This window comes from Acidovorax sp. LjRoot117 (assembly GCF_964252695.1).
Taxonomy (GTDB): Bacteria; Pseudomonadota; Gammaproteobacteria; order Burkholderiales; family Burkholderiaceae_C; genus Acidovorax.
This window is the reverse complement of record NZ_CAXUPO020000002.1, coordinates 863,847-889,762: the sequence shown is the minus strand read 5'-3', so window position 1 is coordinate 889,762 and position 25,916 is coordinate 863,847. Positions and strand designations below refer to the sequence as shown.

Below are 25,916 nucleotides of genomic sequence, written 5' to 3'. Positions count from 1 at the left end.
TGGCAACGGGCAGGTGCGCACCGCGATGGCAAAGCCAGGCGTGCGGCGCGCGGCTTTACGCCATGGGGCGTAGAGCCATGAACAAAAATGGCCTTCAGCGCTTGATGGTCAAGCGCTAGCAGCTATGAAATAAGGAGTGAACTAAAGGTGGAAGCACAGATGGCCGCGGCGAACGGCGGGCCCGCGGCCGCCCCAGCGGCTGCACGGCGATCCAATCCAATCCGATCAAGTGCGGTGCAGTGCTGTCAGGCGACAAGGCTCAGGCACTGGACGGGGCCAGCCTCCCAAGGCCCAGGGGCGTGGTGCTTCTCAGCCCCGAGGCGGGCCGCGCGCCTGGAACAGCGCGACATGCGCAGCGGCGGTGCGCAGCGCATGGGCGGCAGGCGGTGCTTGCGCAGGCACCGCGTCGGGCAGCGCCGCGGGGGCACTGTGCAGGGCATCGCCCAGCGCAAGCTGGTCGAGCAAAAGGCAATCCACGGGCGCGTGCTGCCCCAGGAACAGCGACCAGAGCCCGTGGCTGTGGGACGCAGCGGGCAGCGGCGCGGCATTTGCATTGCCAGGGTCTGTCGCTGCCGATGCCAAGGGCAACGAAGACGCCAAGGCCGCACTGTGCGCCAGCGCCTGCCCGGCATGCACCCGGTCCAGCGTGCCGCCGTGCGCCACCTGGTGCAGCCGCCCCAGCGTCGGCACCACCACCAGGGCCAGCAGCAGCCACGCCAGCGCCAGCCGCACCAGGGCCTGGGTCTGCAGGCGGCCCGCCCACCGGCCCACACCGCCCGGCATGTGCCAAGGCGCACCCTGCCCCGCGCTGCGATGGGCAGGCGATGGCAGGTGCCGGCGTGGGCGGGATGGAAAAGTCACGACAAGATGCAGTGCAAAAACGAAAGGGAATCAGCCAGTGAGGCGAGGCGCACGGCGCGGAACGCCCGCCACCCGCGATTATTTCACCGGCACGGCCTCCACCACGCGGTAATACAGGCCGTACTGGTCATTGTGGAGCACGGTGAACTTGCCCTCGACCACCACGGGCTCCATCGAATAGCGCACGGGGGTCTTGGCCTTCACCTCGACCATGCTCTCGGGCCCCCCCGGCAGGCAGAACGAGCAGGTCAGCGGCACCGAAGTGAGCAGAAAGTGCGTCTGCGTGGCCTTGGCATCCAGCGGCATCATGAAGCCCTGGATGCGCTGCGTGGTCTTGTCCATGCCCTTTTGCGCATCGCTGAACACGGGCAGGATGCCATCCTTGGTGGTCTTCTTGGTCAGATCGGTCAGCACCGACCAAGGGATCACATCCGTGCGCTGGGGCAGTGGCGCGATCGGGCTGTTCGGGCTGTGATACCCCGCCCCCGAGCCGGACGGCACACCCGCCACCGGCGTCCCACCCGCGCCGGCTGGCAACGGCGAACTGAGCACAGGCGCTGCGGAAGGCTTGGCTTGTGCCAGCGCGGTGCCAGAGACACCGACACCCAACGCCAGCGCCAAAGGCAGAGCGATAGAGCGCCCGGTCACAAACCGAGGCAACCAACGATGGTGCATAAAAATCCCCTTCCGTAAACGCCCCGTGCGCACAGGGCCAGCTGTTACATGACCGCAGCCACGCCGTCGAGCAACCACGTGACTCCATCCGACCTTATTTGCGGCTGCGCCCTGCAAAACCGGCGCGCCCCAATCCCAGCGCCCCCGTGGAACCGGCTCCGCCGGGCCACCGGGGGCGTCCCCCTCAGGGGGAAGGCGCGTAGCGCCTCAGGGGGAGCATCAGTGCACGTGGCGCATGCCGCAATACTTGCCAATCCCCAGACCCTTGCATGCGGTCTGGAGTTCCTTCTGGCAGGTGTCGTGGTCTTTGCCAGACTCCAGGCACTTGGCCGCGGCCTCGTGCGCGGCGGCCATGGCCCGGTGGCGCTCCACATCGGCCTTGGTTTCCTTGTCGGAATGCGCGCCCTGCGCATGGGCCACGGCACCGGCCAGCAGCATCAAGGGCACCAGGGCCACGGTGGTGAACAGCTTTTTCATGGAGAACCTTTCGAAAGATGAGGAGTGAAGATTGAAGTGAAATGAAGAACAGGAAGCTCAGGGCTGGCTCAGCAGGTCCGCCACCTCGGTGCGGTAGGCCTGCATGGCTGGCAACAGCGCCGCCAGCGCCGCCACGGCACCGGCCAGCAGCGGCACGCCCGCCTCGGCCGGCAGCCACACCAGGCCGCTCACCGGCAGCAGGCCTTGAGACTGCAGCACCCAGCCCAGCGTGTGCGCCAGGGCGTGGCCCATCAGCAAGCCCAGGGCCGACGCCATGGCGGCCAGCCACAGCGCCTCCCACAACACCAGCCCGGCCACGCGGCCCGGGGGGGCGCCCAACATGCGCAGCATGGCCAGGTCGGCCCGGCGCTCGCGCACCGCGTTCCACAGCGCGATGAACACGCTGAGCGCCGCCACGGCCAGCAGCACGCCGCCAAACGCGCGCAGCACATCGGCCCCCACACCCAGCAGGCGCAGCAGGCGCGTCACCTCGATAGCAGGCGCGGCGGCCTGCAAGGCGGTGTCGGCATTGATCTGGCGCGGCAGCGTGACGGCGGCCAGGGGCGTGCGGTAGCGCAGCAGTGCCACGGTCACTTCGCGCTCTTCCTTCAATATCTCCAGGTCCTCGGGCTCGGTGGCCGTGGCGGTCTCGTGCACCATCCAGACGGATTCGGTGCTGGTCAGCACAAGGCGGTCGAGCACGCAGGCGCAAGGCGCCAGCACGCCGCTCACGCGGTAGGGATGGTCGCCGTGGGCGTGCCCTCCCCCGCCCAGGCCGTGGCTGCCGATGAAGGTGGCGCCCACCAGCGGCGCACCGCCGTGGTCGGGCTTGACAATGCCGCGCGCCACGCTGGCACCCAGCACGGCGTCCATGGGCTGCTGCCACAGGGCGCCTTCCGCCAGCGTGGCGCTGTAGTGCGATACATAGTCAGGCGTGGTGCCCACGATGCGGTAGCCCTGGTAGCTGTCGCCCAGGCTCAGCGGGATGACCTGCGCCACGAGCGGGTTCTTCTGCAGGGCCTGCACCTCCTGCAGCGGGATGTTGCCGGTGGGCACGTCGATGTGGAACACGCCCGCCAGGATCAGTTGCAGCGGGCTGCCCTTGGCGCCCACCACCAGGTCGATGCCATCGAGGTCGCGCTCGAAAGCTGTGTCGAGCTGCGTGGCCACCAGCAGCACCAGTGTGATGGCGGCCAAGCCCAGCGTGAGCACCAGCAGGTTGAGCACGGCGGCCAGCGGACGGGACCACAGGTAGCGCCACGACAGGCGGGCCAGTTTCACTATGTTTTTCATAGCTGCTTGCGCCCGTCCAGAGCGCGGTAGGCCGCTGTTTCATTCAAATCCAGCTGCTGCGCGCCGGCCAGTGCCTGCACCACGCGCTGGTCGTGCGTGGCGATGACCAGGCTGGCGCCACACGCGGCGGCGCTGTGCTGCAGCAGGGACAGCGCGTCGGCGGCGGCTTCGTCGTCCAGGCTGGCGGTGGGCTCGTCGGCCAGCAGTAGCTCTGGCGCCAGCAGCACCGCCCGCGCCAGTGCCACGCGCTGCGCCTGCCCGCCCGAGATCTGGTGCGGCTTGCGCGCGGCCAGCTCTGCCACACCCAGTTGCGCCAGCGCGCGGGCTATTGCAGAGTCGTCGCGCGACAGCCCGGCCGCAAAGTAGACCAGGCCCAGGTTGTCCGCCACGGTGAGTGCGCTGGACAGGTGCAGCTTTTGCGGCAAGAACCCGATGCTGCGCGCGCGCCAGGCATCGAGCTCCGCGCCGCGCTGCGTGCCCAGCTGCAGGCCGCCCACGAACAGGTCACCGCCGCTCGCGCCGCGCAGGCCGGCAATGAGCGACAGCCAGGTGGACTTGCCCGTGCCCGAACGGCCGCGCAGCAGCAGCGTGCCGCCCTGGTTCAGGTCCACATCCGGAAAGCGCAGCGGCGCATCGCCCGTGGGGTAGGTGTAGGCAAGCCCTCGGGTCCGGATCATGCCGCCGCGCCCCCGGCAGGGTGCGCGCAGCCAGCGCAGCGGCCCCGCACGGCGATGTCCACCGCCAGGCTCTCGTGCCCTGCAGTGGCCAGCGCCTGCAGCACCTGCTTCAACGCGGTCTGCACCTTGGCAGAGCCCTGCGACAGGCGGAACTGGCGGTGGCAGTCGTCGCATTCAAAGCGCGGCGCGGCGCCCTCCTCGCCTTGGGGTGCGAGCGCATACCGCGTCACGCGGGCGGCATCCACCTGCTTGTGCAGCAGCCCGGCCGCGGCGAAGCGGTCGAGCATGCGGTAGACGGTGACTTTGTTGACGGGGGCGCCGGCACTGGCCAGGGCAGCCTCGACTTCGGGTTCGGAGAAGGCTGCGTCTGGGCGGGCTGCGTACAGCGCTGCCAGTGCGCGTGTGGCACGGGTCGCACGCATGCCTGCGGGCAGCGACCAGCCGGGGCGATGGTGAAGACTCGGGCGGGAGGGCTTGGGAGCGGTGGACATGGCTGCAGGCCGGCAGGTGGAATAACGCAATTGGGTTGCATTATGCCGCCGCAGCAACCCTTCGCTAACATGGGCCATTTGAAAGGGCCCCTTTGGGATACGAATACACGTTAAAGGTGCCGCAGGAGGCCATGGCTCGCGTGTCGGACGAGGCCGCGGCAGAAATCTCCAGGCTCCTTGAAAGCCTGGGGCCTGACGCCAGCCGCCATGTCGCCATCACCCTGATTCCTGAAGGCCTGCTGTTGTGCGACCACCTGTCTGACCGGGTGGTGGCCGCTGTGGCCTTTCACAAAGCCATTCAATGGTTGCTGCGCTTCTCGCTCAACGTGGTGGTCGAGGACGCCTGAAATGACAGCGACGGCTGCAGCGCGCATCGCTGACGCATGCCCCGCCACCGTAGGCCCGGCGTGCGCGGCGTGTCCAGTGCCGCGGCTGTGCGCGGCTATGCCTTCACATACCGCGCAAACGTCTTCCTGAACTTCTCCACCTTCGGCCCCACCACAAACGCGCAGTAACCCGCATTCGGGTTCCTCGCAAAGTAGTCCTGGTGGTAAGCCTCGGCCGTGCTGTAGTTCTGCAGCGGCTTGACCTCGGTGGTGATGGGCGCGCCGAACAGCTTGTCTTGCGACATCTGGCGGATCATGGCGTTGGCTGCCTCGCCATCCTCGGGCTTGTCGAAGTAGATGCCGCTGCGGTACTGCGTGCCCACGTCGTTGCCCTGGCGGTTGAGGGTGGTCGGGTCGTGGGTGTGAAAGAAGATTTCCAGCACTTCTTCCAGGCTGATCTCGTCAGCGTCGTACGTCAGCCGCACCACCTCGGCGTGGCCGGTGTCGCCCTGGCAGATCTGCTCGTAGGTGGGGTTGATGGTCTGGCCGTTGGTGTAACCGCTTTCCACGTCGGTGATGCCGCGCACGCGGTCGAACACGGCCTCGGTGCACCAGAAGCAGCCGCCGCCCAGGGTGATGGTTTGAAGGTTCTGTGCCATGTGGGTCTCCATGCGATGAATGGTTTCAGAGGCATGGTACGCGGCAGCCGGTAACGCAGTGCGGGCGGGGGCATTGGGCCGGCCCGCCTGTTCGTCATTCGTAGCGCCGGCCCTGCTCCATCAGTTCTGGCGTTCCGATCAGCGCGTTGAGCCCGTCGAAATCGAGCATCTGGTCCTTGAACGGCGCCGTGGTCTGGTGCGTGTGCAGGCTGGCGTAGTAGCCCTTCAGGGTGTGGGCCACCGCCCGTGCCGTTCCCCCTGGGAAGATGGCGATGCGAAAACCGCGCTCACCCAGCTCCTGCGCGCTTTGCACCGGGGTCTTGCCGCCCTCGACCATGTTGGCCAGCAAGGGGATGCGGTGGGCAAAGCGCTGGCAGGCGGCGTCCATCTGTTCGGGCGTGCGCAGGGCTTCGATGAAGAGCGCATCCACGCCGCACTCCAGGTAGCGCTCGGCCCGGTCGAATGCGGCCTCGATGCCCTCGACCGCCAGCGCGTCCGTGCGCGCCAGGATCAGGGTGCTGGCGTCGCGGCGGGCGTCGAGCGCGGCGCGCAGCTTGCCGCACATCTCGGCGGCGGGCACCACGGTCTTGCCGTCCAGGTGGCCGCAGCGTTTGGGAAAGCCCTGGTCCTCGATCTGCACCATGGCCGCGCCTGCGCGCTCGAAGCCGCGCACCGTGCGCTGCACGTTCAGCGCGTTGCCAAAGCCGGTGTCGGCATCCACGATGACGGGCTTGCGCACCCGCTCGGTGATGCGCGCCAGGGTGTCTTCCACCTCGGTGTAGGTGGTCAGGCCCACGTCGGAGCGGCCCAGCCGTGTGTAGGCGATGGAGGCGCCGGAGAGGTACAGCGCCTCGAAGCCGGCCTGCTCGGCCACCAGGGCGCTCAACGCGTCGTAGATGCCTGGGGCCAGAAGGATGTTCGGCTGCTGCAGCCGTTCGTGCAGGGTCATGGCGGTCATGGCGGTCATGGTTTGGAACCCGTAGGGGGACGAAGCAGATGGGCGGCGGTGTAGGCCGCCAGGTAGCCGCCGGCCACGGCGCTCAGCAGGCCGTTGCCCGAGAGGTAACCCCAGACGGCATCGCCCGAGACACCACGCGCCGCGCCGCCTGCGGCCAGCAGGTTGGGAAACGGGCGGCCCTGGGTGTCGAGCACGCGGCACTGCGCGTCGATGTCGAGCCCGCCCTGGGTATGGAACAACGCGCCGGTGACCTTGACGGCGCAAAACGGCGCCTGCAGCGCTCGCGTGCCCGGGCGGGGGTACGGGCCCTGCCCGGCCAGCGTGGCCGCCAGCGCGGTGTCGTCGCAGCCTATCAAGGCCGCCAGCGCCTGCACGCTGTCGCAGTGCTTCACCGCGCCCGCGGCTTCGGCGTCCACGAAGTCCGGAAAGCCGCGCGCCAGGGCCAGAATGGGCGCGTCGAACACGTTCCAGGCCACGCCGCCCGGCTGGGCCAGCACATGCACCGAGGCCTCGGAGTAACCCTGTGTCTCGTCATGAAAGCGACGGCCCTGCGCGTTGACCTGCATGCCGCCTTCCATCATCAGCGCCCACGAGATCAGCGCGCCCTGCGGTATGGCCCACGAGCCGTGGCCCTGGTAGCCACCCAGGTCCGCCAGGCGCGCGCCCAGTGCGCGGCCCCACGCGATGGCGCTGCCGTCGTTGCCGGTGTGGCCGGCGAACAGGGCGTCGCGCATTTCGGGCAACAGTTCGCGCACCATGGCGGCGTTACCGCCGAAGCCGTTGCAGGCCAGGATGACGGCGTCGCACGACAGGTGCTCCAGCGTGCCGTCCGGCCGCTCGTAGCCCACGCCCAGCAGCAGGCCGGTGTCGTCGGCCCACAGCTCGCGCACGGCGGCGTCGGTGACCAGGGGAATGTCGGCGGCCGCCACCGCATTGGCCAGCCGGCCCATCAGGCCCACGCCGGTCTTCTCGGGCACCGCGTGCATGCGGCGCACGCTGTGGCCCGGGTACAAGAATCCATCGAGCACCTGCCACTCCAGGCCATGGCGGTCCTGCAGCGCATCGAGCGCGGGGCCGATGGCGCGGGCGTAGGCCTGCACCAGTTGCGGCGCTGCACTGCCCTTGGCCTTGGCGGTGATGTCGGCGGCAAAACGTTCGGAGCTGTCGGCAATGCCCAGGTCCCGCTGCACGCGCGTGCCCGGTGCCGGGATGAAGCCTGAGGACAGCGCTGATGAGCCCGTGGGAGTGCCGTCGCGCTCCAGCACGGCGCAGTCCACACCCAGGTCGTGCAGCATCAGCGCCGCGGTCAGGCCGCAGGCGCCACCGCCCACGATGGCGACAGGCACATGGTTGTCCTGCGCGGCCGCCGGCATGCTGTCGGCGCGGCGGATGGTCGGCAGCGTGCTGCTCATGGCGTGCCTGCAGCCAATGCGGCGGTGAAGTCGTTGCAGGTCAGCACCTGCGCCACGGTAGCCATGTCCGCCAGCGCGGTGTCGTGCACCTCTTGGCGGAAGGCGGCACAACCGTCGGACAGCACCAGGGTGCGGTAGTCGCGCATGTGGGCGTCGCGCACCGTGCTGGCCACGCCGCCGTTGGTGACGATGCCGCACACCGCCACGGTGTCGATGCCCGCGCGGCGCAGCACCCAGTCGAGCTGGGTGTTGAAGAAAGCCGAATACGCCACCTTGCACACCGCCACGTCGACCCAGGGCGCAATGTCGGACACCATGGCCTGGCCCGCGCTGCCCGGCGCGAAGTCGCCGCGCCGCAGGAACGGGCGCAGGGTCTTGAGGTGGGGCGAGATCATGGGTTCGCCCTGCGCATCGGGCCACAGGGTGAACTGGCTGCCCACCACCATGCCGCCCGCGGCCTTCAGCGCCTGGGCCACGGCGGCCACGCGCGGCGGCAGGGCCTGGGCGGCAGCGCTCACCGCACCGCCCCGGGCATAGGCGCCTTCGGGCGCGAGGAAGTCGTCCTGCAGGTCGATGATGACCAGGGCCGTGCGGCGCAGGTTCAACGGTGCGTTGGCGCTATGGCTCATGCTGCACGCACCAGCAGGTTGCCCAGCGTGTCCACCGTGGCATGAAAGCCCGGCTCCAGCCACACCGTGGTGTCGGGCTGCTCCAGGATGGCGGGGCCGTCGATGCGGGCGCCCACCGGCAGGTCCAGCCGCGCGTGGCGCGCCGCGTCCCACCACTGGCCGGCATGGAACACGCGCTGCACACCCAGCGAGGGGTTCAGTGTGGTCGATTGCGGTGCCAGCACCGTGAGGTCGAATTTGGGGCGCACGCCGACGCGGGCGTAGCGCAGGTTCATCACCCGCACGGCAATGCCGTCGAGCACCCGGCCGAAGGCAGCGCGGTAGGCGGCCTCGAAAGCGGCCTGGATGCCTTCGCGGCTCAGTGCCTGCGCCGCCAGCGGCACCTGCACGGTGTGCGTCTGGCCGGCATAGAGCATGTCCAGCGCAATGATTTCCTGCACCTGCACGAACTGCACGCCCGCCGAGTCCAGGCGCTGCTGGCAGGCGGCCGACAGGGCCTGCACGCGCTCGCGCAGGTCGGCCACGTCCAGCTCGGCCAGGGGTTTGTTCAGGGTCTGCACCGCATCGTGGCGCATGTCGGCCATCACGCAGCCCAGCGCCGACGTGACGCCGGGGTAGCGCGGCACGATGCCGGTGCCCACGCCCACCTCGCGCATCATGGCGCACACGTGCAAAGCGCCGCCACCGCCGAACGGCATGTAGGCGAACTGGCGCGGGTCGTGCCCGCGCTCGATGGACACCACCCGCACGGCGCCGGCCATCTTGGCGTTGGCCACCGTCAGGATGGCTTCGGCTGCGGCCATCACGTCCAGGCCCAGGGGCTGGGCCACGTGGGTGTCGATGGCGTCGCGGGACTTGGCCGCATCCATGGCGGCCAGCAGCCCGCCGCCCAGCGGCCGGTCGGCCGCGATGCGGCCCAGCAGCACATTGGCATCGGTCACCGTGGGGCGGGTGTTGCCGCGCCCGTAACACGCGGGGCCGGGCACGCTGCCGGCCGACTCGGGGCCCACCTGCAGCATGCCGCTGGCGTCCACCGACGCAATGGAGCCGCCGCCCGCGCCGATGGTCTCGATCTGGATCATGGGCGAGCGCACGACCATGCCGAACTCGATGGCGGTCTGAGCGGCCAGGGCCGCCTCGCCACCCGCCACCAGCGACACGTCGAACGAGGTGCCGCCCATGTCGCCGGTGATCGCATCGGGGAACCCCGCCGCCCGAGCGATGGCCGCGCAGGCGATCACGCCCGCCGCCGGGCCCGAGAGCGCGGTGCGCACCGGCACGTCGCAGGCCGTCTGGCGCGACATCACGCCGCCATTGCTCTGCACGATGAGCAGCTCGCCGCCAAAGCCTTGGGTGCGCAGGTCGCCCTCCAGCCGCTCCAGGTAGCTGCCCACCACAGGCTGCAGGGCGGCATTCAGCGTGGCGGTGGAGCAGCGCTCGAACTCGCGGATCTCCGGCAGCACCTCGCTGGCCGCGGTCACGTGCGGGTTGGGCCAGAGGCTGCGCACGGCAACCACGGCCGCCTGCTCGTTGGCCGGGTTGGCATAGGTGTTGATGAAGAACACGCAGACCGCCTCGCAGCCTGCGTCCAGCAAGGCCTGGGCCTGGGCTTTCACCTGGTCCAGATCGACCGGGGTGTGCACCGATCCATCGGCCAGCACGCGCTCGTCCACCTCCAGGCGCAGGTCGCGCGGCACGATGGGCTCGAAGCTGCCGCGCAGGCCCCAGGTCTGCGGGCGGTCGCGGCGGCGCATCTCCAGCACATCGCGAAAGCCGCGCGTGGTGATGATGCCGGTGCGAGCCACTTTGCGCTCCAGCAGCGCATTGGTGCCCACGGTGGTGCCGTGCACGATGGTGGCGATGGCCGAGGCCGAATCCGCCACCCGCGCCACGCCGTTCATGAAGCCGCGTGCTTCTTCGCCTCGGGTCGAGGGCACCTTGACGATGCGGGCACTGCCGTCGGACTCGTCCAACACAAAGAGATCGGTGAAGGTGCCACCCACGTCCACACCCACCACAAACGAAGCCTTGCCGCTCATGCTGCGCCTTTCATTGCTGCTGCGCTGTTGTCCGCCACCACATAACCCATCGCCTCGTCGCTGTGGCGCGCTGCTGCGGCCCGCGCCGACGGGGCGCCGTAGCCGCCGCCGCCGGGTGTTTCCAGCCGCACACGCTCGCCTTTTTTCAGCTGGATGCCGATCATCTTTGAGCGCATGGGCGGCGTCTTCCACTCGCCCGCGTTCTCGTAGCTGAAGACGTTCATCGCGGCCTCTCCGCCTCCGGCGATGCCCTGCGGTGCGGCCTTGCCGCGCTCGCCGAAGATGAAGACTTCGGCGTCCTGCTCCAGCAGCTCAATCTCGTAGATGGCGCCCAGGCCACCGCGGTGCTGGCCGTCGCCGCCCGAGCCGGGGCGCAGCGCCCACTGTGTGAAGCGCACGGGGTAGGCAGCCTCCAGGATTTCGAGCGGCGGGATGGTCGCCGTGGAGATGGGTGCATTGCCGTGGCTCATGCCGTCGCCATCGGAATGCCCGCCGTGGCCGCCGCCGAAGAAGCTGAACATCACCCAGCGCTGGCCTTTGCGCGCGGCATCGGTGCGGTGTCCGGCGATGGACAGCGCATTGATGGTGCCGTAGGCCTGGGCCATGGCGCGCTCGGGCGCGGCCAGGGCCGTGGCGCTGAAGATCACGTCGATCATGCGCAAAATGGTCTCGGTGTAGCCACCCACCGGGCGTGGTCGTGCGGCGCTGATCACCAGGCCGTCCGGCAGCACGAAGTCCACCGCATCCAGCACGCCGGCATTGGCGGGCACGTCCGGGAACAGGTGCTTCAAGGCCACGTAGCAGGCCGCGATGGCCGTGGCGCGCGAGATGTTCACCGGCCCGGCGCACTGCGGCGAGGTGCGCGAAAAATCGAGCGTGAGCCGGTCGCCTGCGACCGTCATGTCCAGGGCAATGGTCAGCGCCTCGTCTTTCACGCCGTCGTTGTCCAGCATGTCGCTGAAGCTGTAGCGCCCATCGGGCAGCGCCGCGATGTGCGAGCGCATGAGCTTGACGGCACGCGTGCGCAACTCGCCCATGGCCTGCAGCACCACGGCGTCGCCATACTGGTCCAGCAGGTCGTTCAGGCGGCGCTCGCCCAGGTCCAGCGCAGAGAGCTGTCCGTTCAGGTCGCCCCACAGGCTGTCGGGCAGGCGGGTGTTGGCTTTCAGGATGGCCAGCACGTCCTCGTCCAACGCACCGCCGCGCACGATGCGCACGGGTGGAATCTGCACGGCCTCCTGCCAGCACTCGGTGGCGGCGGGGTTGTAGTTGCCGGGCACATTGCCACCCACGTCGTGCCAGTGCGCTGCAGACGCCAAAAAGCAGTACAGCTGGCCGTTGCGAAAGAACGGCCGCACCAGCTTGAAGTCGTTGGCGTGCGTGCCGCCCTCGTACGGGTCGTTGAACAGCCAGGTGTCGCCCTGCGCCATGCCGCCACGCTCTGCGGCGATGCGCATGGCCGCGCGCACCGCAAAGGCCATGGCGCCCACGAATACCGGCAGGCCCGACTTGCCCTGCACCAGGGTGTCGCCGCTGACCGCGTCGTACAGGCCATGGCAGGCGTCGTGCGCCTCGGCGATGATGGGGTTGAATGCGCTGCGGTACAGCGTGGCATCCATTTCGTCGGCCACCTGCTCCAGCCGCCCGCGCAGCACAGCCAGGGTGACCGGGTCCATCGATGATGTTGCTGTCGCTACCTTGTTGTCAGCCATTGACGGCCTCCTTGCCAAATCGGGCGCGCAGCTGGTTCAGCAAACCGCCGGCGCGCACCATGTCCATGAGAAATGGGGGAATCGGATCGCACGCCAGGCGCGTGCCATCCGCAGTGATCACGGCGGGGGCCTGCCAGTCCAGGGCGACCTGCTCGCCCTCGGCCACCTCGTCGGCCCTGGGGCATGTCAGCAGCAGCAACCCCAGGTTGAAGGCGTTGCGAAAGTACAGGCCGCTGAACGACGGTGCAATGACCGCCACGACACCCAGCCGCACCAGCACCGCAGCCGCCTGCTCGCGCGACGAACCGATGCCGAAGTTGGGTCCGGCCACGATCACATCGCCCTGGCGCACGCCGCCCACGAAGTCCAGGCGTACGGATTCGAGGCAGTGGCGGGCCAGCACGTCGATGCCGTGCTTCATCGCGTGGCCGGGGGCCAGCACATCGGTGTCGATGTCGGCGCCCAGCTTCCAGACCCTGTGTTGTGCGGCGCTCATGCCAGCACCTCGCGCGGGTCGGCAATGTGCCCCTGCAAGGCCGAAGCGGCCACGGTGTAGGGCGAGGCCAGGTACACCTGCGCCGTGGCCGAGCCCATGCGGCCCTTGAAGTTGCGCGCCGTGCTGGAGATGACGGTGGTGCCGTCGCCCACCGTATCGCCATAGCCGGCGCAGGCGCCGCAGGTGGTGGGGAACAGCTCGGCCCCCGCGTCCTCCAGCACCTGCAGCACGCCTTCGGCGCGGGCTGCGGCCTGGTCCTGCTGGCTGGCCGGGGCCACCATCAGGCGCACGCCGCGGGCCACGCGGTGGCCGCGCAGCACGCTGGCGGCGGCGCGCAGGTCGTCGAGTTTGGCGCCGGTGCACGCGCCGATGTAGGCCACGTCGATGCGCGTGCCGGCATGCTGGTCCACGGCGGCCGTGTTGGCCGGGCTGTGGGGCGCCGCCACCTGGGGCGCCAGGGTGTCGGCATTGAAATCGTGGCGGGTGAGCGGCGCGCCGGGGTCGGTCACCCAGGCGTCCAGGCCTTGCAGGTCGGCCTCGGGCACGCCGTGGACGGCTAGCCAGTCGTGCGTGGTCGCGTCGGGGGCGATCAGGCCGGCCTGCGCGCCCAGCTCGGCGCTCATGTTGGACAGGGTCATGCGCTCCTGCATCGACAGGGCCTGCACGGCGGCGCCCGCAAATTCGACAGCCTGGTACTGGCCGCCGTTCATGCCGAAGCGCCCGACCATGTGCAGCATCATGTCCTTGGCGGTGACGCCAGCGGCCAGCCGCCCGGTCCAGTGCATCTGCAGGGTGTGGGGCACGCGCAGCCAGATCTCGCCGGTGACCACCACGCCCAGCATCTCGGTGCTGCCGATGCCGAACATGTAGGCCCCGAACGCCCCGCCCGTGGGCGAGTGCGAGTCGCCCCCCACGCAGAACATGCCCGGGCGGATGTGGCCGTGCTGCGGCACCACCACGTGGCAGATGCCCTGGCCGTCGTAGACGTGGGGCAGCGCCTGCTCCTTGGCCCAGTCGCGGGCGATGCGGACAATGCGGCGCGATTCGTCATCGCGCTCGGGCAGGTAGTGGTCCATCACCAGCACCACGCGCGACTTGTCCCAGATGCTCGCGCCCAGCTCGTCGAGCATGGGCTTGAGCCGGCGGGGGCCGGACGAGTCGTGGAACATGGCCAGGTCGACCTGGCAGTTGACGATCTCCCCGGGCGTGACAGTGCTGCGGCCGCTGGCGCGGGCCACCAGCTTTTGCGCCAGGGTACTGGGGGCGGTGGTCATTCGGGCTTGGCTCCGGCAAAACGCACGACCTTGGCCCAGCGCGGGATCTCGGCCTGCACGAAGCGCGCGAATTCTTCAGGGCTGTTGCCCACGGGCACGGCGCCTTCGGTCTCCAGGCGCCTTTTGACCTCGGGTGTGGCAATCGCCTGGCGGGCCGCGTCGCTCAACTTCTTGGCGAGCTCGGGGTTCATGTTGCCGGGGCCGAACAGGCCGAACCAGGCGCTCGACTCGTAGCCGGGCAGCACCTCGGCGATGGCCGGCACGTCCGGAAAGGCCGGCAGCCGCTTGGCGCTGGTCACGCCCAGCGCCTTGAGCTTGCCTGCGCGGATCTGCGACTGGGCGTTGCCCACGGCGGCGAACATCAGCTCCACCTGCCCGGCCAGTACGTCCTGCAGCGCGGGCGCGGTGCCGCGGTACGGGATGTTGACGATGTACGCGCCCGACTGCATCTTGAAAGCGTCGCCCGCCAGGTGCAGCGACGAGCCCACGGCGCCGATGGCGAAGTTGAGCTGGCCCGGCCTGGCCTTGGCCAGTGCGATCAGCTCGCGCACATCCTTGGCCGGCACCGCGGGGTTGGCCACCAGGATGGACGGCGAGGTCGCCACGCAGGTCAGCGGCGTGAAGTCCTTGATGGGGTCGAACGGCAGCGACGGGTACAGGCTGGCATTGATCGCGTGGCTCGTGAAGCTCATCAGCAGCGTGTTGCCGTCCGGCACGGCCTTGGCCACCGCGTCGGCCGCGATGTTGCCACCCGCGCCGGGGCGGTTTTCCACCACCACGGTGCGGCCGAGCTGGCGGCCCATCTCGGAGGCCAGATTGCGCGCCAGCGTGTCGGTGGAGCCGCCGGCAGGCGCGCCCACCAGGATGCGGATGGGGGCGTTCTGCGCCAGGGCCTGCCCGAGCGGAAGCACGGCGGGCAACGCCAGCAGCAGTTTTCGGCGTGGAATGGTCATGTGGTTGTCTCCTTCTCAAAGGCCCAGATAGGCCCGGCGCAGTTCGTCGCTGCGCAGCAGTTCGTCGGGCGCGCCGGAAAAGCGGATGCTCCCGTTTTCCATCACGTAGGCACGGTCGGCGATCTCCAGCGACTGCCCCACGTTCTGTTCGACCAGCAGCACCGCCAGGCCCGTGGAGCGCAACTGGCGGATCAGGCCGAACATCTCTTCGACCAGCAGGGGCGACAGGCCCAGCGAGGGCTCGTCCAGGATCAACAGGCGCGGCTCGGCCATCAGGCCGCGGCCGATGGCCAGCATCTGCTGCTCGCCCCCGCTCATGGTGCCGGCCAGCTGTGCGGTGCGCTCCTTCAGGCGCGGGAAGGTGGCGAACACCTTGTCGATGTTCTCGGCGCGGCGCTCCCGGGCGCGCGAGAAGCTGCCGAGCGACAGGTTTTCCAGCACGCTCAGGTTCGGGAAGATCTTGCGCCCCTCGGGCACCTGGATCAGCCCGGCCTTGACGACCTCGGTGTAGTGCGCACCGCTCAGGTCGGCGCCGCCAAAGGCCACGCGCCCGGCCCAGGCCGGATAGATGCCGCAGACCACGTTGTTGAGCGTGGACTTGCCCGCGCCGTTGCTGCCCAGCAGGGCCACGGTTTCGCCCGGGTTCACCTGCAGGTCCACCCCGCGCAGCACTTCCACACGGCCATAACCGCCGCGCAGGCCGGCAATGTCGAGCAATGGTGCGGCTGCGGATGGCGTGGGCGATGGAGTGGACGGTGGCGAAGAAGAAACGGCGGTGCTCATGCGGCCTCCTTCGCAGCAGCCGCGCGCAGGCGGGCTGCGGTGCCGTGGCCGAGATACGCCTCGATCACGCGCTCATCGGACGTCACCACGCCCGGGCTGCCCTCGGCGATCAACTGGCCCTGCGCCAGCACCCACACGTGCTCGGCCAGGTTCATCACGGCCTGCATCACGTGCTCGATCATCAGCACCGTCACGCCGCCCTGGGCAATGCCACGCACCACGGGAATCATCTCGGCAATCTCCTGGGGGTTGAGGCCGGCCAGCACTTCGTCCAGCAGCAAAAGGCGCGGCCGGGTGGCCAGCGCCCGCGCCAGCTCCAACCGCTTGCGCCCGGCCACGGTCAGGTCGGATGCGGGTTTGTCCAGCTGCGCCGTCAAGCCCACGCGCGCCGCCACGTCGGTGGCCAGCGCCAGCGCTGCCGCGCGGCGCGGCTCGTGCAGATGGGCGCCCACGGCGATGTTCTCGCGCACGGTCTGGGCGGCAAAGGGCTGCACGATCTGGAAGGTGCGCGCCATGCCCAGGCGGGCATTGAGGTGCGGCGCCTGGCCGGTGATGTCGCGCCCGGAGATGTGCACCGTGCCCGCGTCAGGCTTCACGAAGCCGGTCATCAGCGCGAACAGCGTGGTCTTGCCGGCGCCATTGGGGCCGATCAGCGCGGTCAGCGAGCCTTCGGGTACCGTGAGGCTCACGTTCTGCACGGCCTTCAGGCCGCCGAAGGACTTGCCCAGCCCCGTCAGAGTCAGCAGGTCATTGGCCATGGCGGCCTCCCGAACGTTTCCACAGATGCACCACCGACTGTCCCAGGCCCGCGATGCCGCGCGGCAGGAACATCACGATGACCACCAGCACCGCCCCGTAGATCACCATGTTGATGCCGGGCAGCTGGCCGAACAGGTTGCGCGTGAGGTCGGCCAGCACGTGCAGCACCAAGGCGCCCAGCACTGGCCCCCAGATGGTGCCGATGCCGCCCACGATGGCCGCCACCAGGGCTTCCACCGAAGTCACCGAGCCGTAGGCGATGCCCGGGTCGATGTACTGGAACACCTGCACATAGAACGCCCCCGCCGCGCCCATGAAGCCGCCCGACAGCGCGATGGCGCCCATCTTCACGGTGAACGGATTGACGCCGATGGCGCGGGCCGCGTCTTCGTTGTCGCGCACGGCCTGCAGCCAGGCACCGAAGCGAGAGTTCTTGAGCCACCAGCTGGCCAGCAGCGCCAGCGTGACCAGCGCCAGGATCAGGAAGACATAGCCCTTGCGCGAGCCGAACTGGATGTTGGCCACCGATTCCTTGAGCGGCAGCATCAGGCCCACGCCCGCGCCGGTGAAGGGCACCGACAGCGCCAGGATGCGAAACACCTCGGCAAAAGCCAGGGTGACCAGCGCGAAGTACGAGCCCTTGAGCCCGTAGCGGAACGACAGCCCGCCCACGAACAGCCCCACCAGCGCGCTGCCGCCCACGGCCATGGGCAGCGCCACCCAGGCGTTGAAGCCGCCCTGCATCTGCGCAATCGCCTGGATGTAGGCGCCCGTGCCGAAGAACAGCGCATGGCCGAACGAGAACTGCCCGCCGAAGCCGCCCAGGATGTTCCAGGCCTGCGCCAGCAAGGCGGCATACAGGGCCATCATGATGAAGTTCAGCAGCACGCCGGAGTCGGACGCGAAGGTGATGGCCGACACGGCCAGCGCGAAGAGCGCAATGGATGCGAGCTGCTTCATTGACGGGCTCCAAACAGGCCCTGCGGGCGAAACAGCAGCACGGCGATAAAGATGGCGAAGATGCCGATCTGCCCCAGCGATTCGCCCAGGTACAGGCCGCCCAGCGACTCCACCACGCCGATCAGCAGCCCGCCGACCAGCGCGCCCGCAAAACTGCCCATGCCGCCGAGCACCACGATGGTGAAGGCCACCAGCACGAAGCCGCTGCCCACCTGCGGGTTAACGTAGTAGGCCGGCAGCAGAAAGCAGGCGGCCGCGCCCAGGCAGGCCAGGCCGATCCCGAAACTCATGGCGTAGACATGGTCCACATGGATGCCCATGAGCTTGGCGCCGTGCTTCTCGCGCGCCACCGCGCGGATGGCCCGGCCCAGGTCGGTGCGCCCCACGATCCACAGCAGCAGGCCCGATACGACCAGCGCGCCAGCAAAGGACACGAGCTTGGGCAGCGCGATCATCGCCGGGCCGATGGCCACGGTGGTGAGGGTGTAGCTGGTCTCGATGGTGCGTGTGTCGGACTTGAAGAACAGCAGCGCCAGGTTCTCCATGACGATGGAGATGCCCAGCGTGACGAGAAGAATGTTCTCGTCCTTGCCGTGGCTGGCGCGGTTGATGACCACACGCTGCAGCACATAGCCCAGGGCGAACATGCCGGGCACGAGGATGGGCAACGCCAGGTAGGGGTCGATGCCCCAGTGCTGCTTGAGCAGGTAGACGGCGTACAGCGCCAACATCAGCGACGCGCCGTGCGCGAAGTTGATGATGTGCAGCACACCGTAGATCAAGGTCAGGCCCAGGGCGATCAGCGCGTAGACCGCGCCGGTCGTCAGGCCGTTCAGGACCGAGGGGAAGAGGATGCTGAGATCGAACATGGGTGTGGTGTGTCCGGCTGTTCAGGCAAAGGCGCGGCCTGGCACCAGGTGCTCTGGCGCCGCGCTGGCCGTTGCAGGCATGGCCGGAGGTGGGTTTCTCAGGCCTTCAAGGGGAAGAGCGGGTCTGCTTCGCGGTAGTCGCGCGGGATGATGACCTTGATGTCCTTGTTCAGCACCTGGGTCATGAGTGGCTGGGCTCCCTGGTTCTGTCCGGCGACGAACTTGGTGGGGCCGTACGGCATGATGTGGTCGGCAAACGTGCTCTTTTCCAGCGCGTCGATCAGGGCGGCGCGGTCCATCGATTTGGCGCGCTCCAGGGCATCGGCCAGCAGCCACATGGACGTGTAGGTCATGAACAGCTCGTAGCTGAAGAACAGGCCCTTGGCCTCCACCCGCTTCTTGAGGTCCTGCGCGCGCTTGTCCTTGGGGTTGAACCAGTGGTTGCAGTCGATGATGCCGTTGGCTGCGTCCGGAAACTCCTTGACGAACTTGTAGCTCGAGGCGGCGCCGCCCAGCACCGAGTAGATGGCCTTGGGCGTGACCTTTTGCTGCTGCATGGTGCGCACCAGCAGCGCGTACTCGTTGTAGTAGTTGGCGGGGATCACGATGTCGGGGTTGACCGCCTTCATGCGCAGCACGATGTTGTTGAAGTCGCGCGTGGGGTTGGCGTGCTTGACGATTTCCTTGACCTCGTAGCCGTAGCCCGGCAGCTCGCGCGACAGCAATTGGGCCGTACCGGAGCCGAACAGCGATTCCTCGTGGATGATCATCACCGTCTTGGCTGGCTTGCCGGCGGCGGTGTTGAGCACGTGCAGGTTGGCCATGGCCGTCTCGGTGCACTTCTTGTAGCCGGGGCCGAAGCGGAAGGTGTTCTTGAGGCCCCGCTCCACGATCTGGTCGGCCACGCCCACGTCCACGATGTGCGGCAGGTTGTACTTGGCGGCGGCCTGCGTGGTGGCCAGGCAGATGGCCGACGCGAAGGCGCCGACCACGGCGGACACGCCCGCCTCGTTCATCTTCTCGACCTCGGCCGCGCCGGCCTGGGGCTGCGACTGGGCGTCGCCCAGCAGGGCCTCGAGCTTGGCGCCGCCCAGGGACTTGATGCCACCGACCTTGTTGATGTCCTCGATGGCCATCATCGCGCCCTCGCGGCACTGCTGGCCCGAGTACGCCAGCGCGCCCGTCACCGGGTGCAGCACACCCACCTTGATGGCCTTGGCCTGGGCCCCGCCCACCAGGGGGAAGGCCAGGGCCGATGCGGCGGCAGCCGACTGGGATAGGAAATGGCGGCGGTTACTCATGGGCGTTCTCCTTGGGGGGTGGGTCGGGGGGCGGTCGTTGTGATCAGTGGAACTGGGCGGACAGCTCTTTGCTGACCCAGACCTTGGCGTCGATGCTGCCGACGCGCGACAGCTGCATCTCGTATTCGTAGCGGTCCGGCCGGTACAGGCCGTGCAGCCATTGCACCGGCCGCTCCTGGTCGTCCAGGATCAGGCGGCGCACCGCCAGCAGGGCCGAGCCCACGGCCACATCCAGGTGGCGGGCGACGACGGCATCGGCCAGCTTGGCGGAAATCGTCTGGTGGGCACGGCCCACCTTCACGCCGGATTCCTCCAGCAGCACCAGGATGGGCTTGCGGGCCAGCTCGCGCCGGCCGAACTGGCGGGCGATGTCGGCAGGCACATAGGTGGTGATGTGCGACAGCGGGCCCTCACGCGTGCTGCGCACCCGCACCGCCTTCTGCACCGAATCGCCCACGGCGATCTGCAGCGCACCGGCCACGGCGCGAGAGGCCGTCACCGTCTCCACATCGAGCACCTTGACCGAGGTGCGCAAGCCCATGCTGACCAGGTTTTCGAGCAGGCCCGTCAGTTGCGCGCGGTTGCTGTGGGGGGAGCCGTCCACGCTGCCCTGCCCTGCGTCGGGCTGCAGCACGGGCCGGGTGCCGCGGCCGGGCTGGCGCGAGATCAGGCCTTCGCCCTGCAGCAGCTCCAGCGCGCGGCGCACGGTGACGCGGGCGACGGAGAACTGCTCCATCAGCGCCAGCTCGCCCGGCAGGCCGGCAGCGAAGTGGCCTTCCTGCAATTGCTCGCGCAGCACCAGGTAGATCTGGTGGTACTTGGGCAATGGCAGCTTGGGCGACATGGGGTTCATCGTCAAGCATCGGTAATGTCCTGTCAATAAGACATTTAGGGTCGTTTGGTCCTGTTTTAAGGACATTTGCGCCAGAGAGCCACAGCCCGCAAGGCGCTCCCTTTTTTGGAGCGCGCTTTTGCACAAAGACGGGGCCTGCAGCAGCACGGCGCACCACCACGGGGCGTCGATGAACGCCCCTGCCAGGGCGCCTTCGCGGCCCAAAATCCGCACGCTCGGGGTTTACCCGCGGGTGTCGCCTGCGTGCCGGTTTTGCGGTCTGCCGGGCACCAACGAATTGACGCCGGCACACACCCTTGCTACATTACTAACCAGTCAGTCATTAACTCCACACCCCTTTGACCTCAGCCTCCCCACCCCCTTCAGCCGGAACCAAACGCGAGCGCCGCAAGGAAGCCCGCCCCGGCGAATTGCTGGAGGCAGCGCTGGACCTTTTTGTCGAAAAAGGCTTTGCGGCCACGCGTGTGGACGAGGTCGCCGCGCGGGCCGGGGTGTCCAAGGGCACGCTGTTCCTGTACTTCCCCAGCAAGGAAGAACTCTTCAAGGCCGTGGTGCGCCAGAACATCGCGGGCCGCTTCGAAGAGTGGACGCAGGAGCTCGAAACCTTCGAGGGCAGCACCACCGAGCTGCTGCGCTACTGCTACCAGGTCTGGTGGGAGCGCATCGGCTCCACCAAGGCGTCGGGCATCACCAAGCTGATGTTCAGCGAGGCGCAGAACTTCCCGGAAATCATGCAGTTCTACCGGCAGGAGGTGATCCTGCCCGGCCAGGGGCTGGTGCGCCGCATCATCGAGCGCGGCATCGAGCGCGGCGAGTTCCGCCCCGTGTCGCTCGACTACATCGTGCACGTGGTGCTGGCCCCGATGATCTTCCTCATGATGTGGAAGCACTCGGTGTCGGTGTGCATTCCCGAAGGCATGGACCTGGACCCCGAGAAATTCATCGAGGCGCAGATCGACAACGTGCTCCATGGGCTGCTGGTGCGGGCCGATGGCCCGGCCACTGCCGCCCACTCCCCTTCCTCACGCGGCACCTGACCATGAAACGCTGGATTCCCTGGATGGCAGCAGCCGTCGTCGTCGTGTTGCTCGGGGGGGGCGCCTGGCGCGGCATGGCGGCCCGTCAGGCCCAGCAAAAAGCGCTGGCCGAAGCGTCGGCCCAGAAGGCGCAGGCACCGCTGCAGTTGGCGGCCGACGAGATCATCCTGGTGCGGCGCCAGAACCTGACGCTCGGGGTGCCGGTGTCCGGCTCGCTGCGTGCGGTCGAATCGGCCATGGTCAAGGCGCGCGTGGGCGGCGAGCTGCAAGGCCTGACGCTGCGCGAGGGCGACAGCGTCAAGGCCGGGCAGGAAGTGGCCCGCATCGACCCCACCGAGGCCCGGGCCCGCCTGCGACAGGCGCAGCAGCAGGCCGACGCGGCCAAGTCGCAGGTGGACATCAACCAGCGCCAGTACACCAACAACCGCGCGCTGGTGGACCAGGGCTTCATCTCGCCCACCGCGCTGGTCACATCGCAGGCCAGCCTCGAATCCGCGCAGTCGAGCTACCAGGCCGCCGTGTCGGCCGCCGACGTGGCGCGCAAGTCGCTGGACGACACCGTGCTCAAGAGTCCCATCACCGGCCTGGTGGCCCAACGCCTGGCCCAGCCGGGCGAGCGCGTGGCCGTGGACGCCCGCATCATCGAAGTGGTGGACCTGTCGCGGCTGGAACTGGAAGCACTGCTCACCCCGGCCGATTCGCTGGCCGTGCGCGTGGGCCAGAAGGCGCTGCTGAACGTCGACGGTACAGCGACCCCGGTGCCTGCCACCGTGGCGCGCATCAACCCCAGCGCGCAGGCCGGCAGCCGCACCGTGCCGGTCTACCTGCGGGTGGACCAGGCCCAGGGCGACACGCCGCTGCGCCAGGGCCTGTTCGTACAGGGCACCCTCGACACCGGCCGTGCCGAGGTGCTGACCGTGCCGCTGGACGCCGTGCGCACCGACAAGCCCGCGCCCTACCTGCAGACGGTCAAGGACGGCCGCATCGTCTACGCCGAGGTCAAGACCGGCGCGCGCTCGGTGGTCAACGGCCAGACCTGGGTCGCCGTCCAGGGCGTGGCAGAAGGCACGCCGGTGATCGACGGGCGCATCGGGCAACTGCGTGAAGGCACGGCGGTGACCACTGCCGCAGCGGCCCCGGCGGGCGCGTCCGCATCGGCGCCCCGCGCTGCTCCCTGACCGGCCCGCACCCCATGTGGTTCACCCAAGTCAGCCTCAAGAACCCTGTGTTCGCCACCATGGTGATGCTCGCCATCGTGGTGCTGGGTTTGTTCTCGTACCAGCGCCTGAAGGTCGACCAGTTCCCCAACATCGACTTCCCCGTGGTGGTGGTCACCGTGGACTACCCCGGCGCCTCGCCCGAGATCGTGGAAAGCGAGGTCACGAAGAAGATCGAGGAAGGCGTCAACTCGATCGCCGGCATCAACGCCCTGACCTCGCGCAGCTACGAGGGCACGGCCGTCGTCATCATCGAGTTCCAGCTGCACATCGACGGCCGCAAGGCCGCCGAGGACGTGCGCGAGAAGGTGGCCACCGTGCGCCCCTTGCTGCGCACCGAGGTCAAGGAGCCGCGCGTGCTGCGCTTCGACCCCGCCAGCCGCGCCGTGTGGTCGCTGGCCGTGCTGCCGGACGACAAAGCGGGCGGCACGCAGCGCAGCGCGGTGGAGCTGACCACCTGGTCCGAGCAGGTGCTGAAAAAGCGCCTGGAGAACGTGCGCGGCGTGGGTGCCGTGAACCTGGTGGGTGCCACCAAGCGCGAGATCAACATCTACCTGAACCCGCAGGCGCTCGAAGCCTTCGGCGTGACGCCCGACCAGGTGGCCCAGGCCGTGCGTAACGAGAACCAGGACCTGCCCGTGGGCTCCATCCGGTCGCTGGCGCAGGACCGCGTGGTGCAGATCGACGCGCGCATGGAGCGGCCCGAAGACTTCGGCAAGATCATCGTCGCCCGCAAGAACGGTGCCCCCGTGCGGCTGGACCAGGTCGCCCGGGTCAACGATGGCGCCCAGGAAGTGGAAAGCCTGGCCCTGTACAACGGCCAGCGCACGCTGCTGCTGTCGGTGCAGAAGTCGCAGGGTGAGAACACCATCGAGGTGGTGGACGGCCTCACCGCGGCGGTGGCAGAGCTCAAGAACCAGCTGCCACCCGGCGTGCGCCTGGAGACCATCGGCGACAGCGCCCGCCCCATCCGCGTGGCGGTGAACAACGTGCGCCAGACGCTGATCGAGGGCGCCATCCTCACGGTGCTGATCGTCTTTCTGTTCCTGAACTCCTGGCGCTCCACCGTGATCACCGGGCTCACGCTGCCGATCGCGCTGATCGGCACGTTCCTGTTCATGAACATGTTCGGCTTCACCATCAACATGATCACGCTGATGGCGCTCTCCCTGTGCGTGGGCCTGTTGATCGACGACGCCATCGTGGTGCGCGAGAACATCGTGCGGCACGTGCAGATGGGCAAGTCGGCCTACAACGCGGCCATGGACGGCACGCAGGAGATTGGCCTGGCGGTGCTGGCCACCACGCTGTCCATCGTGGCGGTGTTCATGCCCATCGGGTTCATGGGCGGCATCATCGGGAAGTTCTTCCACGAGTTCGGCATCACCATCGTCGCGGCGGTGATGATCTCGATGTTCGTGAGCTTCACGCTCGACCCGATGCTGTCGAGCATCTGGCACGACCCCAGCATCCACGGGCATGGCCACAAGACCGGGCCCGTCACCTTCTACGACAAGACCATCGGCCGCGTCACCGGCTGGTTCGACCGTGCCACCGAGGCGCTGGCCGAGGGTTACCAGCGCATCCTGCGCTGGTCGCTGGTGCACAAGGTGGCGACGATGGCCATAGCGCTGGCCGTCTTCGTGCTGAGCATCTTCATGGTGCCGCTGCTGGGCACCGAGTTCGTGCCCAAGGCCGATTTCTCCGAAACCTCGCTCAATTTCTACACGCCCGTCGGCTCGTCGCTGGAAGCCACCGAGGCCAAGGCACGGCAAGTGGAAGGCATCCTGCGCGAGATGCCCGAGGTGCGCTACACGCTGTCCACCATCAACACCGGCAGTGCGCAGGGCAAGATCTACGCCAACATCTACGTGCGCCTGGTGGACCGCAAGGACCGCAGCCGCAGCGTGGACCAGATGTCCGACGTGCTGCGCGAGCGCCTGAAGACCGTGCCTGGCATCACCATCACCCACGTGGGCCTGCTGGACGCCGTGGGCGGCCAAAAGCAGGTGGAGTTCTCGCTGCAGGGCTCGGACCTGCAAGAGCTGGAGCGCCTGACCAAGGTGGTGACCGAGAAGATCCGCGGCATCCCCGGCCTGGTGGACCTGGACACCAGCGCCAAGCCCAACAAGCCGGTCATCGCGCTCGACGTGCGGCGCGATGCGGCGTCGGACCTGGGCCTGTCGGTGTCGCAGATGGCCGCATCGCTGCGCACCCTGGTAGCCGGCACCACCGTGGGCAACTGGCGCGCGCCGGACGACCAGACCTACGACGTGAACGTGCGCCTGGCCCCCGAGGCCCGCACCGCCCCGCAAGACCTGGAGCGCCTGCCGTTCGCCCTGGCCAACGCCGACGGCACCACGCGCATCGTGCGCCTGAACCAGGTGGCCAGCGTGACCGAGTCCACCGGCGCCAACCAGATCAACCGGCGCGACCTGACCCGCGAGGTGGCGGTGAACGCCAACGTGTCGCAGCGCTCGGCCGGCGAGGTGTCGAACGACATCAAGAAGGCGCTGGAGGGCGTGAGCTTTCCGCCGGGCTACCGCTACCAGTTCGGCGGCTCCACCAAGAACATGGCCGAATCGTTCGGCTACGCCATCTCGGCACTGGCCATGGCGATCATCTTCATCTACATGATCCTGGCGAGCCAGTTCAAGAGCTTTTTGCAGCCGCTGGCGCTCATGACCTCGCTGCCGCTCACGCTGATCGGCGTGGTGCTGGCGCTCCTGATGTTCCGCTCCACGCTGTCGATGTTCTCCATCATCGGCGTGGTGATGCTGATGGGCCTGGTGACCAAGAACGCCATTCTGCTGGTGGACTTTGCGATCCGTGCCCGCGAGGAACACGTGAACGACGAGGGCCGCACCGTGCCCGGCCTGCCCCGCGCGGACGCCCTGCTGCTGGCCGCGCGCGTGCGGCTGCGCCCCATCCTCATGACCACGCTGGCCATGATCTTCGGCATGGTGCCGCTGGCGTTTGCGCTGTCCGAAGGCTCCGAGCAGCGTGCGCCCATGGGCCAGGCGGTGATCGGCGGCGTCATCACCTCGTCGCTGCTCACGCTGGTGGTGGTGCCGGTGGTTTATTGCTACATGGACGACCTGGCAGGCTGGGCCCGCCGCAAATTCGGCAGCGCCCGCGCAACGCCCCCTAAAATCGAGGGTTTGTCCTGATCGTTCCGATCGGCCCTGCACCCGCCCCACGGAGA

Annotated in this window: 25 protein-coding genes; 4 read left to right on the top strand and 21 right to left on the bottom strand. The window is 68.6% G+C overall.

Annotation, left to right across the window (positions count from 1 at the left end; translation table 11 throughout):
• Positions 1–309: 309 nt before the first annotated feature.
• The 6 genes from ACSQ3D_RS09385 to ACSQ3D_RS09360 form a co-directional block, all read right to left on the bottom strand.
• Positions 310–861, bottom strand: coding sequence for a hypothetical protein (locus ACSQ3D_RS09385; RefSeq protein WP_436126673.1), 552 nt, complete (start codon positions 859–861; stop codon positions 310–312).
• Positions 862–939: 78 nt separating this feature from the next.
• Positions 940–1,536, bottom strand: coding sequence for a DUF3299 domain-containing protein (locus tag ACSQ3D_RS09380; RefSeq protein ID WP_436126672.1), 597 nt, complete (start codon positions 1,534–1,536; stop codon positions 940–942).
• Between the two features lie 219 nt (positions 1,537–1,755).
• Positions 1,756–2,013 (bottom strand): hypothetical protein, encoded by a 258-nt coding sequence (locus ACSQ3D_RS09375; protein WP_436126671.1) that lies wholly within the window; start codon positions 2,011–2,013, stop codon positions 1,756–1,758.
• A 57-nt stretch (positions 2,014–2,070) separates the two neighbouring features.
• Positions 2,071–3,306 (bottom strand): ABC transporter permease, encoded by a 1,236-nt coding sequence (locus tag ACSQ3D_RS09370; RefSeq protein ID WP_436126670.1) that lies wholly within the window; start codon positions 3,304–3,306, stop codon positions 2,071–2,073.
• Entirely contained in the window at positions 3,303–3,983 is a 681-nt protein-coding gene (locus ACSQ3D_RS09365) for an ABC transporter ATP-binding protein (protein WP_436126669.1), read from the bottom strand. The genes ACSQ3D_RS09370 and ACSQ3D_RS09365 overlap by 4 nt, the downstream gene beginning before the upstream one ends.
• Positions 3,980–4,405, bottom strand: coding sequence for a Fur family transcriptional regulator (locus ACSQ3D_RS09360; protein ID WP_056412339.1), 426 nt, complete (start codon positions 4,403–4,405; stop codon positions 3,980–3,982). Before ACSQ3D_RS09360 ends, ACSQ3D_RS09365 begins: the two co-directional genes overlap by 4 nt.
• Positions 4,406–4,566: 161 nt before the next feature.
• Here ACSQ3D_RS09360 and ACSQ3D_RS09355 point away from each other — a divergent pair, with 161 nt between their 5' ends.
• A complete protein-coding gene (locus ACSQ3D_RS09355; RefSeq protein ID WP_436126668.1) occupies positions 4,567–4,821 on the top strand; it encodes a hypothetical protein in 255 nt (84 codons plus the stop codon).
• Between the two features lie 95 nt (positions 4,822–4,916).
• Here the strand turns inward: ACSQ3D_RS09355 and msrA are convergent, their stop codons facing one another.
• The 15 genes from msrA to ACSQ3D_RS09280 all read right to left on the bottom strand — a co-directional run bounded on the left by msrA (position 4,917) and on the right by ACSQ3D_RS09280 (position 20,448).
• Positions 4,917–5,459 carry a peptide-methionine (S)-S-oxide reductase MsrA gene (gene msrA, locus ACSQ3D_RS09350; protein ID WP_156370938.1) on the bottom strand — a complete coding sequence of 181 codons (543 nt, stop codon included), beginning with the start codon at positions 5,457–5,459 and terminating at the stop codon, positions 4,917–4,919.
• 94 nt (positions 5,460–5,553) lie between these two features.
• Positions 5,554–6,417 carry an isocitrate lyase/PEP mutase family protein gene (locus tag ACSQ3D_RS09345; RefSeq protein WP_436126737.1) on the bottom strand — a complete coding sequence of 288 codons (864 nt, stop codon included), beginning with the start codon at positions 6,415–6,417 and terminating at the stop codon, positions 5,554–5,556.
• A 5-nt stretch (positions 6,418–6,422) separates the two neighbouring features.
• Positions 6,423–7,829 (bottom strand): FAD-dependent oxidoreductase, encoded by a 1,407-nt coding sequence (locus ACSQ3D_RS09340; RefSeq protein ID WP_436126667.1) that lies wholly within the window; start codon positions 7,827–7,829, stop codon positions 6,423–6,425.
• A complete protein-coding gene (locus tag ACSQ3D_RS09335) occupies positions 7,826–8,458 on the bottom strand; it encodes a cysteine hydrolase family protein (protein ID WP_396507111.1) in 633 nt (210 codons plus the stop codon). The genes ACSQ3D_RS09340 and ACSQ3D_RS09335 overlap by 4 nt, the downstream gene beginning before the upstream one ends.
• Positions 8,455–10,497 (bottom strand): hydantoinase/oxoprolinase family protein, encoded by a 2,043-nt coding sequence (locus tag ACSQ3D_RS09330; protein ID WP_436126666.1) that lies wholly within the window; start codon positions 10,495–10,497, stop codon positions 8,455–8,457. The genes ACSQ3D_RS09335 and ACSQ3D_RS09330 overlap by 4 nt, the downstream gene beginning before the upstream one ends.
• On the bottom strand, positions 10,494–12,209 hold the full coding sequence (locus ACSQ3D_RS09325) for a hydantoinase B/oxoprolinase family protein (RefSeq protein WP_436126665.1): 1,716 nt from the start codon (positions 12,207–12,209) through the stop codon (positions 10,494–10,496). Before ACSQ3D_RS09325 ends, ACSQ3D_RS09330 begins: the two co-directional genes overlap by 4 nt.
• The gene (locus tag ACSQ3D_RS09320) at positions 12,202–12,705 is read right to left on the bottom strand and encodes a 3-isopropylmalate dehydratase (RefSeq protein ID WP_436126664.1); all 504 of its coding nucleotides are present in this window, start codon (positions 12,703–12,705) and stop codon (positions 12,202–12,204) included. The genes ACSQ3D_RS09325 and ACSQ3D_RS09320 overlap by 8 nt, the downstream gene beginning before the upstream one ends.
• Positions 12,702–13,979, bottom strand: a complete 1,278-nt coding sequence (locus ACSQ3D_RS09315) for a 3-isopropylmalate dehydratase large subunit (RefSeq protein WP_436126663.1) — start codon at positions 13,977–13,979, stop codon at positions 12,702–12,704. The genes ACSQ3D_RS09320 and ACSQ3D_RS09315 overlap by 4 nt, the downstream gene beginning before the upstream one ends.
• Positions 13,976–14,932, bottom strand: coding sequence for a tripartite tricarboxylate transporter substrate binding protein (locus tag ACSQ3D_RS09310; protein WP_436126662.1), 957 nt, complete (start codon positions 14,930–14,932; stop codon positions 13,976–13,978). Before ACSQ3D_RS09310 ends, ACSQ3D_RS09315 begins: the two co-directional genes overlap by 4 nt.
• Before the next feature lie 15 nt (positions 14,933–14,947).
• A complete protein-coding gene (locus tag ACSQ3D_RS09305) occupies positions 14,948–15,715 on the bottom strand; it encodes an ABC transporter ATP-binding protein (RefSeq protein WP_235503905.1) in 768 nt (255 codons plus the stop codon).
• The gene (locus ACSQ3D_RS09300) at positions 15,712–16,473 is read right to left on the bottom strand and encodes an ABC transporter ATP-binding protein (protein ID WP_436126661.1); all 762 of its coding nucleotides are present in this window, start codon (positions 16,471–16,473) and stop codon (positions 15,712–15,714) included. Before ACSQ3D_RS09300 ends, ACSQ3D_RS09305 begins: the two co-directional genes overlap by 4 nt.
• On the bottom strand, positions 16,463–17,434 hold the full coding sequence (locus ACSQ3D_RS09295) for a branched-chain amino acid ABC transporter permease (RefSeq protein ID WP_436126660.1): 972 nt from the start codon (positions 17,432–17,434) through the stop codon (positions 16,463–16,465). The genes ACSQ3D_RS09300 and ACSQ3D_RS09295 overlap by 11 nt, the downstream gene beginning before the upstream one ends.
• A complete protein-coding gene (locus tag ACSQ3D_RS09290) occupies positions 17,431–18,303 on the bottom strand; it encodes a branched-chain amino acid ABC transporter permease (protein WP_436126659.1) in 873 nt (290 codons plus the stop codon). Before ACSQ3D_RS09290 ends, ACSQ3D_RS09295 begins: the two co-directional genes overlap by 4 nt.
• A gap of 98 nt (positions 18,304–18,401) precedes the next feature.
• Positions 18,402–19,604 carry an ABC transporter substrate-binding protein gene (locus ACSQ3D_RS09285; RefSeq protein WP_436126658.1) on the bottom strand — a complete coding sequence of 401 codons (1,203 nt, stop codon included), beginning with the start codon at positions 19,602–19,604 and terminating at the stop codon, positions 18,402–18,404.
• A gap of 43 nt (positions 19,605–19,647) precedes the next feature.
• The gene (locus ACSQ3D_RS09280) at positions 19,648–20,448 is read right to left on the bottom strand and encodes a GntR family transcriptional regulator (RefSeq protein WP_436126736.1); all 801 of its coding nucleotides are present in this window, start codon (positions 20,446–20,448) and stop codon (positions 19,648–19,650) included.
• 347 nt (positions 20,449–20,795) lie between these two features.
• Here ACSQ3D_RS09280 and ACSQ3D_RS09275 point away from each other — a divergent pair, with 347 nt between their 5' ends.
• The 3 genes from ACSQ3D_RS09275 to ACSQ3D_RS09265 are packed head-to-tail and all read left to right on the top strand — an operon-like array spanning position 20,796 to position 25,881.
• Positions 20,796–21,494 carry a TetR/AcrR family transcriptional regulator gene (locus ACSQ3D_RS09275; protein WP_056411999.1) on the top strand — a complete coding sequence of 233 codons (699 nt, stop codon included), beginning with the start codon at positions 20,796–20,798 and terminating at the stop codon, positions 21,492–21,494.
• 2 nt (positions 21,495–21,496) lie between these two features.
• A complete protein-coding gene (locus ACSQ3D_RS09270) occupies positions 21,497–22,672 on the top strand; it encodes an efflux RND transporter periplasmic adaptor subunit (RefSeq protein WP_436126657.1) in 1,176 nt (391 codons plus the stop codon).
• 14 nt (positions 22,673–22,686) lie between these two features.
• Positions 22,687–25,881, top strand: a complete 3,195-nt coding sequence (locus tag ACSQ3D_RS09265) for an efflux RND transporter permease subunit (RefSeq protein ID WP_436126656.1) — start codon at positions 22,687–22,689, stop codon at positions 25,879–25,881.
• The last annotated feature ends 35 nt before the right edge of the window (positions 25,882–25,916 follow it).

Excerpts from the sequence above, each read along its gene's own strand:
- ACSQ3D_RS09380 (WP_436126672.1), bottom strand. The coding sequence starts at position 1,536 with ATGCACCATCGTTGGTTGCCTCGGTTTGTGACCGGGCGCTCTATCGCT.
- ACSQ3D_RS09375 (WP_436126671.1), bottom strand. The coding sequence starts at position 2,013 with ATGAAAAAGCTGTTCACCACCGTGGCCCTGGTGCCCTTGATGCTGCTG.
- ACSQ3D_RS09370 (WP_436126670.1), bottom strand. The coding sequence starts at position 3,306 with ATGAAAAACATAGTGAAACTGGCCCGCCTGTCGTGGCGCTACCTGTGG.
- ACSQ3D_RS09365 (WP_436126669.1), bottom strand. The coding sequence starts at position 3,983 with ATGATCCGGACCCGAGGGCTTGCCTACACCTACCCCACGGGCGATGCG.
- ACSQ3D_RS09360 (WP_056412339.1), bottom strand. The coding sequence starts at position 4,405 with ATGCGTGCGACCCGTGCCACACGCGCACTGGCAGCGCTGTACGCAGCC.
- msrA (WP_156370938.1), bottom strand. The coding sequence starts at position 5,459 with ATGGCACAGAACCTTCAAACCATCACCCTGGGCGGCGGCTGCTTCTGG.
- ACSQ3D_RS09345 (WP_436126737.1), bottom strand. The coding sequence starts at position 6,417 with ATGACCGCCATGACCCTGCACGAACGGCTGCAGCAGCCGAACATCCTT.
- ACSQ3D_RS09340 (WP_436126667.1), bottom strand. The coding sequence starts at position 7,829 with ATGAGCAGCACGCTGCCGACCATCCGCCGCGCCGACAGCATGCCGGCG.
- ACSQ3D_RS09335 (WP_396507111.1), bottom strand. The coding sequence starts at position 8,458 with ATGAGCCATAGCGCCAACGCACCGTTGAACCTGCGCCGCACGGCCCTG.
- ACSQ3D_RS09330 (WP_436126666.1), bottom strand. The coding sequence starts at position 10,497 with ATGAGCGGCAAGGCTTCGTTTGTGGTGGGTGTGGACGTGGGTGGCACC.
- ACSQ3D_RS09325 (WP_436126665.1), bottom strand. The coding sequence starts at position 12,209 with ATGGCTGACAACAAGGTAGCGACAGCAACATCATCGATGGACCCGGTC.
- ACSQ3D_RS09320 (WP_436126664.1), bottom strand. The coding sequence starts at position 12,705 with ATGAGCGCCGCACAACACAGGGTCTGGAAGCTGGGCGCCGACATCGAC.
- ACSQ3D_RS09315 (WP_436126663.1), bottom strand. The coding sequence starts at position 13,979 with ATGACCACCGCCCCCAGTACCCTGGCGCAAAAGCTGGTGGCCCGCGCC.
- ACSQ3D_RS09310 (WP_436126662.1), bottom strand. The coding sequence starts at position 14,932 with ATGACCATTCCACGCCGAAAACTGCTGCTGGCGTTGCCCGCCGTGCTT.
- ACSQ3D_RS09305 (WP_235503905.1), bottom strand. The coding sequence starts at position 15,715 with ATGAGCACCGCCGTTTCTTCTTCGCCACCGTCCACTCCATCGCCCACG.
- ACSQ3D_RS09300 (WP_436126661.1), bottom strand. The coding sequence starts at position 16,473 with ATGGCCAATGACCTGCTGACTCTGACGGGGCTGGGCAAGTCCTTCGGC.
- ACSQ3D_RS09295 (WP_436126660.1), bottom strand. The coding sequence starts at position 17,434 with ATGAAGCAGCTCGCATCCATTGCGCTCTTCGCGCTGGCCGTGTCGGCC.
- ACSQ3D_RS09290 (WP_436126659.1), bottom strand. The coding sequence starts at position 18,303 with ATGTTCGATCTCAGCATCCTCTTCCCCTCGGTCCTGAACGGCCTGACG.
- ACSQ3D_RS09285 (WP_436126658.1), bottom strand. The coding sequence starts at position 19,604 with ATGAGTAACCGCCGCCATTTCCTATCCCAGTCGGCTGCCGCCGCATCG.
- ACSQ3D_RS09280 (WP_436126736.1), bottom strand. The coding sequence starts at position 20,448 with ATGTCGCCCAAGCTGCCATTGCCCAAGTACCACCAGATCTACCTGGTG.
- ACSQ3D_RS09270 (WP_436126657.1), top strand. The coding sequence starts at position 21,497 with ATGAAACGCTGGATTCCCTGGATGGCAGCAGCCGTCGTCGTCGTGTTG.
- ACSQ3D_RS09265 (WP_436126656.1), top strand. The coding sequence starts at position 22,687 with ATGTGGTTCACCCAAGTCAGCCTCAAGAACCCTGTGTTCGCCACCATG.